Genomic DNA, 13,911 nt, shown 5'->3' with positions numbered 1-13,911 from the left:
GAAGACCGAGTGCGCCCAGTTCGCACACCTCGGCCAATTTCTGATCACCGCCGGCCATTCAGCCCCAAGCGGGCGCTGGCGTCTGAGTTGCTCGTGCTCACCGATGTGGTGGTCAGCGCCCCGGCGGTGATCTTTCGGGCCAAGGACCGGCCTCCGCAGATTCGGCGCGAGCTGGCCAAACTCATGAGAGAACACACCGATTGCCTCATCCTGGCGTCGATGATCGACCCGGTAGCCGACGGAGTGCACCTGGCCGGGTTCGACCGGTTTCCCAAGTCATACCGCGGCATCGTCGGACGGTCGTGCCACGGGTTGGACGAGGTGCGCCAAGCCGAGCTTGACGGGGTGGACTACGTAACCATCTCCCCCATTTTCGAGACCGGGTCGAAGCCGGGCTATGGGCCACCACTGGGGCTGGCCGGATTGGGGCGGATCGCCCGACAGGCCCACGTGCCGGTGTACGCCTTGGGGGGGATCGATCGGGGCCGAGTGGCCGCCTGCCGGGACGCCGGGGCGGCGGGCGTGGCGGTGCAAGGGGCGGTGGCCCGCAGCCCCGACCCCACCGAGACGATCGCCGCCTTGTTGGAGGAGTGGCACTCGTGATGAATCCTCCGGTGGCGCTGAGCGTGGCCGGTTCGGACGCGTCAGGGGGTGCCGGAATCGCCGCCGACCTGACCACGTTTTCCGCCCTAGGGGTTCATGGAACGGCCGCGATCACTGCGGTAACCGCTCAAAACACCATGGGAGTGCAGGGAGTTCACCCCGTCCCCGCCGATTTCGTAGCCCAGCAGCTCGATTCCGTGCTCGACGACCTCAAAGTGGCTGCGGTTAAGACCGGGATGCTGGCCAACCGGGACATCATCGCCGTGGTGGGCGATTACGCGGCGGCCGGCCGGCTACCTAACCTGGTGGTCGACCCGGTGATGGTGTCGTCCACCGGCGCCCGGTTGCTCGATACCGGGGCTGAAGTCCTATACCTGGAGCTCTTGGAACATGCCACCGTTGCCACTCCCAACGCTCGGGAGGCTGCCGTGCTCCAGGAGGTGATCGAGCTCAATGAGCCCAAAGCTCTCGGCACGCTTTGTCCCGGTTGGCTCGTGGTGACCGGTGAGTCCACCGCCAAAGACCGGGTGCATCATGAGGGGACGTGGACCGAGATGGCCGGCGAGGTAGTAGACACCGCCAACGACCACGGCACCGGCTGCACGTTTTCTGCCGCCGTGGCTGCGGAATTGGCCGCCGGGACCGAACCAATGGAAGCCATCGTGGTCGCCAAGAGTTTCGCGCACCGCCGCATTGTTCAGTCAGCTGATTGGGAACTGGGCACTGGCCGAGGTCCGGTGGCCCACCTGTCGAGTCAGGAACCCGAATGAGCTATGAGCGTGAGACCGTCTGCTATGGGGAGCATGACTTGGTCGGTGCGAGGGTCGGCGACCACCGAGGCGTTGAAGGATCGTATACGGGCGGTGTCGGGATTCTCGTCGAGGTCTGCCTCGGGATCGGCCACCCGACCACCCCACAGCACGTTGTCCACCAGGATGATTCCTCGGGGGCTTAACCGGCGAAGCATTTCCTCGTAGTAGATGGGATAGGAGCCTTTGTCGGCGTCGATGAAGGCCAGATCGATGGGCGGATCATCGGGCAGGGCGGCGAGGGTCTCAGCCGCGGGCGCAATCACCACATCGATCTGGTCGGCCACCCCAGCCCGCTCCCAATAGGGACGGCCCACGCTCACCCACTCATCGCTGACGTCACAACACAACAGCCGCCCACCCGGGGCCAGCCCTCGGGCAATGGACAGCGCCGAGAAGCCGGTGAAGGTGCCCACCTCCACCGCGAACCGCACGTCGAGCAGGCGAGTGAGCAGGGTCATGAACGCGGCCTGCTCGGGGGCAACCTGCATGCGCGAGATGCCGCCCAACTCAGCGGTGACATCGATCAGCTCTTGGGCAATGGGGTCGATGCCCGCGCCATGAGCCACCAGATACTCCTGCACGTTGGCGCTGAGGCCGATGCCTTTGGGGGTCATGGCTAAGCCCGTCCCATTACTGAGTCCACCACTATGAGGATGGCCCGTCGATCAGCACCCCGGTCTTTGGCCGGCCTGTATCGCTCGCCGTAGCGGGCCACAGCCACGGCGCACTCCTTGGGATCGGCGGTGACGGTGGCATGGCCCTCCAAGGTTACCCACCGGCCTCCATCCACCTGACACAGCGCGGCCCGCCCTCCCTGCGCTGCCTCCAGCAGACGCACCTTTTTTGCCCCCGACCAGGTGATGATGCGGGCGGTGGAGGTAGCGGAATCCCAGGTGAACCCCACTGGGGTCACATGGGGGGTGCCATCGGAGCGGAGCACGGTGAGCGATGCCAGATGGCGATCGCGGAGAAAACCGGTCATCTCCGCGCTCAGATTAAGGGGATCGAGGGCCATCGGCTCATGCCTCCTGGGCGAGCAGGGGTTCGGGCAGCGGTCGGGAGTGTACAACCACCAAGCGCTGAGTGGCCCGGGTCAGGGCCACGTACAGGGCCCGCATCCCCTTGGGGAGCCTCTGACAGATGTCGGCGGGCTCCACCACAATGGCGGTGTCCACTTCGAGGCCCTTGACCAGTTCGACCGGGACGATGGTTACCTGAGATTCCAAGCCCCGCTCATAAACCAGACCGTGATCGACTTCGGCCGCGATAAGCGCCTCGGAAATGGCATCGGCCTGTGCTGTGTGGCAGATCACTGCGAGATTCCCGTTGGCCAGCGTGCTCAACTCGGACTTCACTTGATGGGCAACCGCCGCCACCAGGCTGTTTGGGCCGTCCTTGCGGCCCTGGCCGTTGCCAGCCGCGGCTTGATCGCCAAAGGCGGGCACGAACCGGGGAGGCCATCCCTCGGTGCGGATCGACCGGGGCGGGATCAGGCCGGGAATCGCGGCGTCAAGCACCCGGGCGGCCACCTCCATGATGGGCTCGGGCAGGCGATAGCCAATGGTCAACTCGGCGAAGCAGGATTCTTTGTCACCGGGAAGGTGCTCAACCACGCTGTCCCAGGAGTCGTGCCCCCAGGCCGAGGTTGCTTGGGCAATGTCGCCCACCACGGTCATCGACCCGTTCAACGAGCGACGGCTGATCATCCTGAGCTGCATGGGTGATAGGTCTTGAGCCTCGTCCACCACGATGTGTCCGTAGGTGCGGACCGAGTCGGATTGCCTATGGCCGGGGCGGGGCCCCAGGAGGGACAGAGCCTCATCCAGCAGGGAGGCATCATCAGCCGTCCACACCACTTCGGATGCGTGGGCGGCCCGTGGCCGGTAGAGGAGTTTGATCTCGTCGGGGGTCAGCACCGTGCCCGCCGCAGAGCGAAGCAGGGCCATTGAACCGAACAGGTCGTGGAGGAAGTGGGCCGGGGTGAGCACCGGCCACATCCACTCCAGAGCCTCGCGCAGCTCGATGCTGCCGTGAAGCTGCTCCCGCACGGTTTCGACATCGGGACCAGGGGCATCGGTACGAGCACCGCTGTCGGCCAGGCGCTGGTACACCTGCTCTTCAACGTAGCGGCGGGCCCGGTTGTGGGTGCGGAACCGCTTCCGGGCCTGGTCGACTATTTGGGCGCTCTGGTCCACGGTAAGCCGGAGCCGCCGAAGTCCCAAGCCCATGGTCAGATTGGTGCGCAACGGCCGCTGGCGATCTCGGCGGGCCCGGCGCATTACCGAGATCATGCGCAGGTCGCCCTTGATGCGTGACACCCGGGCGGCGTCGAGTCCCTTGACCCGGATGCCGGGCAGCAAGTCGGCCAGCGTCGACACCTCCACGCCCGCTTCGCCCAGCGACGGCAGCACTTGTTCGATATATGTGAGGAACAGCCGGTTGGGCCCAAGCACCAGCATTCCCTGGCCCTCGAGAGGGAATCGATGGGTGTAGAGCAGATAAGCGGCTCGGTGGAGGGCAGCCACGGTTTTGCCCGTGCCGGGGCCGCCCTGCACCACCAGCACGCCGGGCAGTGGGGACCGGATGATGGCGTCCTGCTCTATCTGGATGGTTGCAGCCGCGTCGGCCAGCCGACCGGTTCGTCCGGCCTCCAGCCCGGCTCGCAACGCGGCCTCTCCCACCAGGGGCAGACGGCCGCGGCCGTTGCGGTCACCGAAGTGCTCGTCCTCAACTCCCAACAGCTCTCGGCCTCGGGTGACGAAGTGGCGACGTCGGGACAGGCCCATGGGTTCACCGCCGGTGGCCCGGTAGAAAGCTTCAGCGGCTGGGGCTCGCCAGTCGATGGTGACCGGCTCCTGATCGTCGTCCCACACCGCCACTCGGCCCACATAGAGCTGATCGCCGCCCTGTTCCTCCACCCAGTCGAGTCGGCCGAACACCAACGAGGCGTCACCGATGTCAAGTGCGCCGAGGCGGGCGCTGATGGAGTCCCAAATGATCTCACGCTCATAGCGGGCCTGGTGAGTGCCGCCGGCGCCCACCTCCACCATGTCTTTCAACGACAGGGCTCTTTCCCGGGCCGATTCGAGGGCTTGGTGGGCCTGATCGATATATGTCTGCTCCGCGGTGTGATCGGGATGAATCGGAGACTCCTCAGACTCAGTTCAAAATCAGCGAACATTCAATTCTAGTACGCGAAGAGGGGTTGGGAAACTAGGACGTAATGGGCTCGCCGATCTCTTTGAGGGCGTCACCGATGGCAGCTCGCAAGCGGCGGGCGAGATGAGGGGGCAGGTGGGCCACCAGTCCGTAACCGGCCTGGCCCACCTCCTCGACGGTTAGCACCACCCGGGGGGTGGCGTCTTCGTAGTCGTCGGCGATGGCTACCGCCCATGACACAGGCGAGAACTCGTCGTCGTCTCCGGGAGGGAGGTCGGCTGGGTCGAAGGGGTAATCGTCGATAGACCGGCGCACCCCAGCGATGGTATCTGGAGCTTTGGTGATCGGTACCGTTTAGACGTGGCCAACGGTGTTGCCATCGCCAACGACGCTTTTTTGCGAGCGTGTCGCGGCCTGCCCGTCGAGCGGGTTCCGGTGTGGTTCATGCGCCAGGCAGGGCGGTCGCTGCCCGAGTACAGGGCCATACGGGGGGAGGGCTCGATGCTGGAGTCCCTCGCCCGCCCCGAGGTGGCCACCGAGATCACCCTTCAGCCGGTGCGTCGCTACGGGGTTGACGCGGCCATATTGTATTCCGACATCGTGGTGCCCACCCACGCAATCGGTTTCGGGGTCGATATCGTGCCAGGTGTGGGGCCGGTGGTGGAGCAGCCGTTCCGGGAGGCCCGAGACCTCGATCGACTGCGCCCTCTTGACCCCGAGGTTGATACCCCCTATGTGCTGGAGACGGTGCGCAACCTAGTGGCGGAGTTGGACGTGCCGTTGATCGCCTTCGCGGGAGCGCCGTTCACCGTGGCCTCATATCTAGTGGAGGGAGGACCGTCTCGCTCCCATGCCCTCACCAAGCGGTTGATGCATAGCGACCCCGACCTATGGGCTGCGCTGTTGGACCGCTTGGCCGACCTAGCCATCACCTCCATTTGCTCGCAGCTCGACGCCGGGGCCTCTGCCTTTCAGTTGTTTGATTCGTGGGCGGGGGCGCTGGCCCCCGCCGAATATCGGCGATTCGTGCTGCCGGCCAGCCAACGGGTATTCGCTGAGCTGGGCAATAGGAAGGGCAGGGTCCCGGGCATCCATTTCGGTGTGGGCACCGGCGAGTTGCTGGAGCTCTTGGCCAAGGCCGGGGCCGACGTCGTGGGGGTGGACTGGCGGGTCCACCTGGACGACGCCCGCGAGCGGCTGGGGCCCGATGTGGCCGTGCAGGGCAACTTGGACCCTGCCGCAGTGCTGGCTCCGTGGCCGGTGGTGGCCGAGCGGACCACTGACGTCCTGGATCGCAACGCCGGCCAACCGGGGCACGTGTTCAACCTGGGCCACGGCGTGCTGCCCGAGACAGACCCCGAAGTGCTGGAGCAGGTGGTGGAGTTGGTACACGGATACAAGGCGTCCCCGTGAAGGCATCTCCATGAGAATTGCCGTCGTCGGCGCGGGCATCACCGGTTTGGCCGCGGGCTATGAAGCTGTCAAGGCCGGGGCCGAGGTAGCGGTGTACGAATCGGCCAGCCGGTCCGGAGGGCGGATTCTCACCTCGGAGTTGGCCGGTCAGCCGGTAGATGAAGGGCCCGATGCCTTTTTGGCCCGGGTGCCGTGGGCGGTGGAGCTATGCCAGGAGCTGGGATTGGACGGCCGCATGGTGTCGCCCGCCCAGCGAGCCGCGTTCGTTTACTCCAGGGACGCTCTGCGGGCGATTCCCCAGCCCAACGTGCTGGGGGTGCCGCTGGACTTTGACGCTTTGGCCGCTTCGGGGATCGTGTCCGCCGACGGCGCCGATCGGGCTCGTCAGGAGCCCGACTTGGCTGGATCGCCGTTGGTTGGCGACCAGTCGGTGGGCGAGCTAGTGCGGCGGCGGCTGGGCGACGAGGTGGCCGACCGGCTAGTAGACCCGCTGATCGGGGGCATCAACGCCTCATCAATCGACGATCTGAGCTTGCGGGCAGCCGTGCCTCAGCTGGCCGAAGCCGCCTCACGTGGCCGAAGCCTGGTGCAGGAGCTGCGTCGGCTGGCCGCGTCTTCAATCGCCGATCCCAATGCCCCAGTGTTTTATACCCTGGCTGACGGCTTGGGGCGGCTGACCGATGAGCTCAGCGACCGATTGGGGCACCGGCTGAGGCTCTCTTCGCCAGTAGATGACTTGGGCGAGCTCGATGCCGACCAGGTGATCGTGACCCTCCCCGCAGCAGCAGCCGGTGCTTTGGTGGCCCCGGTGTCGGCGACCGCCGCTGGTCTGCTGCGCAGCATCGACTACGCCTCGGTAGTGCTGCTGTCATTGGCCTTCGACAAGGCCGATGTCGATCACCCCATGGATGGCTCGGGCTATCTAGTGCCCGCGGTGGAGGACCGAATCATCACTGCTTGCTCTTGGGCGTCGAACAAGTGGGCCCACATAGGAGCAGACGAGATGGTGATATTGCGGGTATCGGCGGGCCGATATCGCGACAATCGGGCGCTGCTAATGGGCGACGATGCCTTATTGAGCGCAGTGCGAGCCGACATGGCGGCGACGATGGGCTTGGACGCCCAGCCCCACACCGTGCGCATCAGCCGCTGGGAGAAATCTCTGCCCCAGTTCCGGCCTGGCCATCTGGAGTTGGTGGCCGAAATCGAGCAAGCGCTGGCCCATGACGCCCCCTGGTTGCAAGTGACCGGGTCATGGGCTCGGGGCTTGGGGATTCCGGCCTGTATCCACCAAGGCCGACAAGCAGCCCGGACCAGCATGACCGAGGGCGCAATCGCCCGATGAGCAGCCCACGACTCGCCGTATGGGCCGGCAAGAGCGGGTGGACCGCGGCGGGCTCCTTGGCGGCTGGTGGGCTGGTGGCGCTGTCGATGCCTCCATGGGGTTGGTGGCCGCTGGCCCTGGTCGGCCTGCTGGCTTTCGAGCGTCTCATCGCCGACCAGCCGATCGGGGCACGAGCGTGGCGGGGGTTCGGCTTCGGGGCAGGCTGGCTGTTCCCAGCCACCTTCTGGATGGTCGACTTCACGCTGCCCGGCTATCTGGCCGTCTGCGTGGTGTTCTCCGTGCTGTACGGCCTGGCCGGGGCGGCCTGTCCGCCAGGGCTCAGCCGGTGGGTGGCGCTGCCCGGCCTGTTCGTGCTGGCCGGGGCCATCCGGTGGCGCTGGCCCTTCGGCGGAGTGCCGCTGGCCACCTTGCCCATGAGCCAGGTCGACACGCCGTGGACAACCACCGTGCGGGTGTTGGGGCCGTTGCTTCTTGTAGGGGTGACCGTGGTCATCGCCGTGGTCCTGGCCGCGGCACTGGAGCGCCGCTGGAAGGCTGCATTGGCTCTGGCGGTGGTCGTGTTGGGATTCTGCGGCTGGGCCGCATTGGCCCCTAGGGGCTCAGCTATCGGCACCATCGACGTGGCCGTGGTGCAGGGAGGCGGACCACAGCGAACCCGAGCAGTCAACACCGAGCCGGGCGTGGTATTCGAGCGGCACCTTGAAGCCAGCCAGTTGGTCCAGTCGCCGGTGGACCTGGTGGTGTGGCCCGAAGACGTGGTGGACGTACACGGCTTGTTTGCCAATAGCGAAGAGCGGCTGCGACTGGCCGAACTGGCCCAAGAACTCAACGCCACACTGGTAGCCGGGGTGGTCGAAGACGTGTCCGCCACCGAGGCGGCCAACTTCGCCGCGGTGTTCGCCCCCGACGGCACCATGCTGGGCCGCTACGACAAGGTGCGGCTGGTGCCGTTCGGCGAGTACGTGCCCCTGCGGTCGCTAATCGAGCCGCTGGCCCCCGACTACCTGCCAGCCCGAGACATGCGCCGGGGAGACACCCCTGCGGCGCTGGACACTCCGGCGGGCCGCCTCGGGGTATCCATAAGCTGGGAGATCTTCTTCGAGGACCGGGCCCGAGACGCCATCGGCAACGGCGGTGAGGTGCTGTTGAACCCCACAAACGGGGCCAGCTATTGGCTCACCATCGTGCAAACCCAGCAGATTGCCAGTTCCCGACTGCGAGCCCTGGAAACCGGCCGATGGGTAGCCCAGGCCGCCCCCACCGGGTTCAGCGCCTTCATCGACCCCGACGGCAACGTTTACCAACGCACTGCCGTCTCCGAACGCAAAGTCATCCACGCCGAAATCGAACTCCGCGGCGGCCAAACTCTCGCCACCCGCGCCGGTCCCTGGCCCATGCTCGCCCTAGCTCTGGCTGCCCTCCTAGCCGCCTGGCTGGGCCACCAGCGCAGCACTACCCCACTAGCCCGCAGCAAAGCCCGCTGACTAAACCTCCACCATCAGCGTCACGGGGCCGTCGTTGGTTAGCTCCACGGCCATCATCGCGCCAAAGGAGCCGGTGGCTACGGTGGCACCTAGGGTGCGGAGCTCGGCGACTAGGTCGTCGATCAGGGCGGCGGCTTGGTCGGGGGCAGCGGCGGCCAAGAACGACGGGCGACGGCCGCGGCTGATGTCGCCGTAGAGGGTGAACTGGCTCACCACCAGCAGCTCGCCGCTGGTGTCGGCTACCGACAGGTTCATGTGCCCGTTCTCGTCGGTGAAGATGCGCAGGTTCCACAGCTTGGAGGCCATCTTCTTCACCGTGTCGGCATCGTCGTCGTGAGTCGCGCCGATGAGACAGCACAAGCCGGGGCCGATCTCCCCGATGACCTCGCCATCTACCCGAACCCGGGCCTCCGCTGCCCTTTGAACCAGTGCTCGCACGGAGCCAAGATAACCCCTATTCGAAGGGGCTGAGCATTTGCCAAACCCGCTGAATTCCGAAAGCCTTGTGGGGTTATGGTCTCAGCGGATCGCCCGCTCAAAATCGCCCTTTTGTCGTACCGGGGCAAGCCCCATTGCGGCGGGCAGGGGGTTTACGTCCACCACCTGAGCCGGGCGCTGACCGACCTCGGCCACCACGTAGAAGTGCTGAGCGGGCAGCCCTATCCGGTATTGGACGACCGGGTGCCGCTACACCAGCTCCCCAGCCTCGACATCTTCAACGACGCCCATCCCGGACGCATGCCCGGATTCTGGGAGATAAAGACGTGGGCTGATGCCGCCGAGGTGGGCTCGTTCATGACCGGCGCCTTCTCAGAGCCGCTGGCCTTTTCCGTCCGGGCCTGGCAGATGTTGCGCTCCCGAATGGGGGATTTCGACCTGGTTCACGACAACCAGTCGCTGGGCTACGGGCTGCTGGCCATCGAGCGCGATGGGCTGCCGGTATTGGGCACCATCCATCACCCCATCACCGTCGACCGCCAACTGGAGCTCGAACATGCCCGCAGCCCGGTGGAGCGGCTGGGCAAGCGGCGGTGGTATTCCTTCACCCGGATGCAGTCCCGGGTGGCCCGACGCCTCCAGCGCATCATCACCGTGTCGGAGTCGTCGCGCGATGACATCGCCCGAGACCAAAAGGTGCCCCGCCGCCTCATGCACGTGGTCCCGGTGGGCGTGGACCCCGAGCAGTTCCGTCCGCTGCCCGGCGTGAACCGCAAGCCTGAACAGATCATCACCACCGCCAGCGCCGATGTGCCCATGAAGGGACTGCGCTACCTGCTCGAAGCGGTGGCCAAGCTACGCACCGAGCGGGACGTGCGCCTGATCGTCATCGGCAAGCCCCGTGAGGGGGGCACCTCAGCGGAGACCATCGACAGCTTGGGTCTGAGCCAGGTGGTGGAGTTCATCTCCGGGGTGCCCGACGAGCGCATCGTGGAGTTGTACGCCACCAGTTCGGTGGCGGTGGTGCCATCGCTGTACGAGGGGTTTTCGCTGCCCGCCATCGAGGCCATGTGCAGCGGCACACCGCTGGTGGCCACCACCGGCGGGGCGCTGCCCGAGGTAGCCGGCCCCGACGGCCAGACCTGCGTGTCGGTGCCTCCCGGCGACAGCGAGGCGCTGGCCGCCGCGGTGAGCCGGGTGCTGGACGATCCGGCCATGGCGGCTCGAATCGGTGCAGCCGGGCGGGAGCGGGTGATCAGCCGGTGGAGCTGGCGCCACACTGCGGAGCAAACGGTGGAGCACTATCGGGCTCTGCTGGACGAGTGGCAGACCGACCAATAGGCGCAACTACCAACCCCGGTTTCTGAATCAGCCATGTTGACTGTTGACTACGACCGCTTGGGGTTGCAGCCGGGGGAACGGCTACTCGACCTGGGATGCGGGTTCGGCCGCCACGCCTATGAGGCCGCCCGGCGAGGGGCCCAAGTGGTGGCCTGCGACCTGGCATCAGCCGAGCTGGAGGAGGTGCGGGCAACGTTTGCGGCCATGACCGAGTCTGGCGAGCATTATCACGGGACGTGCCAGGCCGCTCAAGGCGACGCCACCCGCTTGCCGTTCTCCGATCAGTCGTTCGACCGGGTCATCGCCTCGGAAGTGCTCGAACACGTGGACTCTGACGATGCGGCGCTGGCCGAACTGGCCCGGATTCTGCGCCCCGGAGGAGTGCTGGCTGTGACCGTGCCCACCTGGTTTCCCGAGAAGGTGTGCTGGGCGCTATCAGACGAATACCACGCCCCCAAGGCAGTGGGCGGCCACGTAAGGATCTACCGGCGCAACGAACTCCGGCGTCGGCTGCGTCGCGCCGGCCTGACCCCATACGCGGGTCATCATGCCCACGCGCTGCACAGCCCCTATTGGTGGTTGCGGTGTGCGGTCGGCCCGAACCGGGACGACCACCGGCTGGTTGCGGCTTATCGTCGGCTATTGGAATGGGATATTGTTCGCCAACCGAAAATCACCCGAATAGCCGAACGGGTCCTGAGTCCAGTGCTGGGCAAAAGCCTGGTCCTTTACAGCCGGAAGCCAGGATCACACAGTCCAAGGGAGACCGAGCTTGTCGTCGCCTGAATCCCACAACCACAGCGAGACCGAGCTTGCCGGGCCTTCCCCAGCCTGCATCTTGTCGGAGACCGATTTAAGGCAAACCGCCGACAGCATCGCCGCCTGGCAACTGCCCAACGGCATGATCCCCTGGTTCCCCGGCGGCCACGCCGACCCGTGGAACCACGTGGAAGCGGCCATGGCCCTTTCGGTAATGGGTCGCCGAGCCGAAGCCGAGCGGGCCTACCAGTGGCTGGCGGACTACCAGAGGCCCGACGGCGCCTGGCACCAGTACTACGTGGCCGACGGCGTGGAGCAAGACAAGCTGGACGCCAACTGCGTGGCCTATGTGGCCGCCGGAGTTTGGCACCACTACCTGTGTACCGGCGACCGGGGCTTTTTGGAGTCGATGTGGCCAGTGGCGCAGCGGGCGGTGGACTTCGTGCTCGACTTGCAACTCCCCCGAGGGGAGATTCGCTGGGCCCGCCACGCCGATGGCACCCCGTGGTCGTTCGCGCTGCTCACCGGGTCGTCCAGCATCTGCCACAGCCTGCGGGCGGCTATCGCAGCTGGTGAAGAACTCGGCAATGAACGGCCCGACTGGGAGCTGAGCGCCGCCCGACTGGCCGACGTGATTCGCACCCAGCCCGATGCCTTCGCCCCCAAGCACCGCTGGGCCATGGACTGGTACTACCCGGTGCTTTCTGGCGTGGTCACTGGCCAAGAGGGCCGAGCCCTGCTCGCCTCCCGTTTCGACCGGTTCGTGATGGACGGACTCGGGGTGCGCTGCGTGTCCGACAAGCCCTGGGTGACCGCCGCAGAAACCTGCGAGTGCATCATCGCCCACCTAGGCGTAGGCCGACGGGACATTGCCAGCGAGATGTTCGAGTGGGTGCAAGACCTGCGAGCCGACGACGGCTCCTACTTCACCGGGATGGCCCACCCCGAGCGAACCCACTTCCCCGCCGACGAGCGCACCACCTACACCGCCGCCGCCGTCATCTTGGCCGCCGACGCCCTCTCCGGCACCTCCCCCGCCTCCACCCTATTCTCCAACCACCACGCCCTCCCCGAACTCATAACCATCGGCTAGGGCCCAGGTGGCCGACCTTCAGGTCTGAATTAGATTCTCGGGGATCCCTTATGCGGAAGCTGCCGTCGGGGTCCGCCGTAAAATTGTCGCTGGAACGCTCAGCGATGATCCCCAGGCGGTTCTGGTGCATCTCGCCGTGGGTGCTTTGGATGAGGCATCTGTCACAATAGAAGTGAGCGTTCTGCAAAATAGAAAAATAACCTCTTCAAAACAGAATTCCACGCTAACCTGCATGACGGTGCTGGAACGGAGGATCGCAAACGGCCGACACGGCTCGCTGCTGGAGCGCCGCCTCGCCGCCTACCCGGCGGTTGCGCTGGTGGGGCCTCGCCAGTGCGGCAAGACCACACTCGCTCGGTCGCTCGGAGCCCGCTACTACGACATGGAGCTCGAATCCGACCGCCTAAGGCTGGATCTCGAGTGGGCGGAGATGGCCGAAGGTGGAGATCTCGTAGTCATCGACGAGGCCCAAGCAGCCCCGGAGATCTTCCCTCGCCTGCGCAGCACCATCGACGCAGACCGTCGCCAACATGGGCGCTTCTTGCTTTTGGGATCGATCTCGCCGTCACTCATGAAGAACGTCTCGGAGTCGCTCGCCGGCCGTCTAAGCGTGGTGGAGCTGACGCCGATGTCGTGGCTGGAGCTGCCCAGCGAATGCCGCGAGCGGTTGTGGCACTACGGCGGCTTTCCCGACGGAGGAGTGCTCGACGGCAGGGGCTTTCCCGACTGGCAGCACGATTATCTGAGCCTGCTCGCCCAGCGCGATCTACCGTCCTGGGGACTGCCAGCCACTTCGCGGACTACCCAGCATCTCTTCGAGCTATTGGCCACATCACATGGCCAGCAGTGGAACGCCAGCGAGACTGGCCGCGCCCTGGGCCTCTCCTACCACACGGTGAACGCCTATATGGATTACCTGGAAGGATCGTTCTTGCTCAGGCGCCTACCGGCCTACCACGCCAATGCGCGCAAGCGACTCACCAAGCGGCCGAAGGTGTACTGGCGCGACAGCGGCCTGCTGCACAACCTGTGGGGAGTCGGCGACGCCTCAGAAGTGGCAGGGCATCCGATGGTGGGCGCGAGCTGGGAAGGACATGTAATCGACCAAGTGCTGACAGCCTTGCAACAATCCGGGACGCGCTACAGCGCTTCGCACCTGCGCACCGCTGACGGTCGCGAGATCGATCTGATCTTGAACGTCAGGCAAGAACTCTGGGCCATCGAGATCAAGCTCACCACCAATCCCAGCCGATCTGACATGGCCCGCTTGAACGAGACGGCCGATCTGATCGGAGCCCACCGGCGGTTCCTGGTGACCCGAAGCCCAGAGACGGCCAGCACCAGCGATCAGACCGCCTGCAACATTGCCCACATGATCGCTCAGGCAAGCGAACCGCAGTGAGCCACCAAACCATGCCCCCATCAGTTGCAGGGACCAACGCGACGAAGTTCCCATCGCTACTA

The 13,911-nt window shown here is 65.8% G+C and carries 14 protein-coding genes; 9 read left to right on the top strand and 5 right to left on the bottom strand.

The features are described 5' to 3' along the window. Window positions 1-9: 9 nt before the first annotated feature. On the top strand, window positions 10-603 hold the full coding sequence (locus ACOOGG_RS11780; RefSeq protein WP_420435292.1) for a thiamine phosphate synthase: 594 nt from the start codon (window positions 10-12) through the stop codon (window positions 601-603). Beyond that, complete coding sequence (thiD, locus tag ACOOGG_RS11775) at window positions 603-1,373, top strand: bifunctional hydroxymethylpyrimidine kinase/phosphomethylpyrimidine kinase (protein WP_420437595.1); 771 nt, start codon at window positions 603-605, stop codon at window positions 1,371-1,373. Before ACOOGG_RS11780 ends, thiD begins: the two co-directional genes overlap by 1 nt. Here the strand turns inward: thiD and ACOOGG_RS11770 are convergent. From ACOOGG_RS11770 to ACOOGG_RS11755, 4 genes are all read right to left on the bottom strand, one after another. Continuing rightward, window positions 1,358-2,029, bottom strand: coding sequence for an O-methyltransferase (locus ACOOGG_RS11770; protein WP_420435291.1), 672 nt, complete (start codon window positions 2,027-2,029; stop codon window positions 1,358-1,360). The two genes, thiD and ACOOGG_RS11770, sit on opposite strands and share 16 nt — an antisense overlap. Before the next feature lie 2 nt (window positions 2,030-2,031). Further along, window positions 2,032-2,430, bottom strand: coding sequence for a pyridoxamine 5'-phosphate oxidase family protein (locus tag ACOOGG_RS11765; RefSeq protein ID WP_420435290.1), 399 nt, complete (start codon window positions 2,428-2,430; stop codon window positions 2,032-2,034). Window positions 2,431-2,434: 4 nt separating this feature from the next. Continuing rightward, a complete protein-coding gene (locus ACOOGG_RS11760) occupies window positions 2,435-4,465 on the bottom strand; it encodes a HelD family protein (protein WP_420437593.1) in 2,031 nt (676 codons plus the stop codon). Between the two features lie 163 nt (window positions 4,466-4,628). Next, window positions 4,629-4,889 carry a hypothetical protein gene (locus tag ACOOGG_RS11755; RefSeq protein WP_420435289.1) on the bottom strand — a complete coding sequence of 87 codons (261 nt, stop codon included), beginning with the start codon at window positions 4,887-4,889 and terminating at the stop codon, window positions 4,629-4,631. 45 nt (window positions 4,890-4,934) lie between these two features. Here ACOOGG_RS11755 and hemE point away from each other — a divergent pair, with 45 nt between their 5' ends. The 3 genes from hemE to lnt are packed head-to-tail and all read left to right on the top strand — an operon-like array spanning window position 4,935 to window position 8,816. Then, a complete protein-coding gene (gene hemE, locus ACOOGG_RS11750) occupies window positions 4,935-5,987 on the top strand; it encodes a uroporphyrinogen decarboxylase (protein ID WP_420435288.1) in 1,053 nt (350 codons plus the stop codon). 10 nt (window positions 5,988-5,997) lie between these two features. Beyond that, window positions 5,998-7,332 (top strand): protoporphyrinogen oxidase, encoded by a 1,335-nt coding sequence (gene hemG / locus ACOOGG_RS11745; protein WP_420435287.1) that lies wholly within the window; start codon window positions 5,998-6,000, stop codon window positions 7,330-7,332. Beyond that, window positions 7,329-8,816 carry an apolipoprotein N-acyltransferase gene (gene lnt / locus ACOOGG_RS11740; RefSeq protein WP_420435286.1) on the top strand — a complete coding sequence of 496 codons (1,488 nt, stop codon included), beginning with the start codon at window positions 7,329-7,331 and terminating at the stop codon, window positions 8,814-8,816. Before hemG ends, lnt begins: the two co-directional genes overlap by 4 nt. Here the strand turns inward: lnt and dtd are convergent, their stop codons facing one another. Beyond that, entirely contained in the window at window positions 8,817-9,254 is a 438-nt protein-coding gene (dtd, locus tag ACOOGG_RS11735) for a D-aminoacyl-tRNA deacylase (RefSeq protein ID WP_420435285.1), read from the bottom strand. It lies immediately after the preceding gene. A gap of 75 nt (window positions 9,255-9,329) precedes the next feature. Here dtd and ACOOGG_RS11730 point away from each other — a divergent pair, with 75 nt between their 5' ends. The 4 genes from ACOOGG_RS11730 to ACOOGG_RS11715 all read left to right on the top strand — a co-directional run bounded on the left by ACOOGG_RS11730 (window position 9,330) and on the right by ACOOGG_RS11715 (window position 13,849). Next, window positions 9,330-10,595 (top strand): glycosyltransferase family 4 protein, encoded by a 1,266-nt coding sequence (locus tag ACOOGG_RS11730; protein WP_420435284.1) that lies wholly within the window; start codon window positions 9,330-9,332, stop codon window positions 10,593-10,595. 33 nt (window positions 10,596-10,628) lie between these two features. Continuing rightward, a complete protein-coding gene (locus tag ACOOGG_RS11725; protein ID WP_420435283.1) occupies window positions 10,629-11,381 on the top strand; it encodes a class I SAM-dependent methyltransferase in 753 nt (250 codons plus the stop codon). Further along, window positions 11,368-12,447: a prenyltransferase gene (locus ACOOGG_RS11720; protein WP_420435282.1), complete on the top strand. Its 1,080-nt coding sequence runs from the start codon at window positions 11,368-11,370 to the stop codon at window positions 12,445-12,447. The genes ACOOGG_RS11725 and ACOOGG_RS11720 overlap by 14 nt, the downstream gene beginning before the upstream one ends. Before the next feature lie 232 nt (window positions 12,448-12,679). Beyond that, window positions 12,680-13,849, top strand: a complete 1,170-nt coding sequence (locus ACOOGG_RS11715; RefSeq protein ID WP_420435281.1) for an ATP-binding protein — start codon at window positions 12,680-12,682, stop codon at window positions 13,847-13,849. The last annotated feature ends 62 nt before the right edge of the window (window positions 13,850-13,911 follow it).

This window comes from Candidatus Poriferisocius sp. (assembly GCF_965214065.1).
Lineage (GTDB): Bacteria > Actinomycetota > Acidimicrobiia > Acidimicrobiales > Bin134 > Poriferisocius.
Note: the sequence above shows the minus strand (reverse complement) of the source record. Positions and strands in the feature narration are given on the sequence as shown.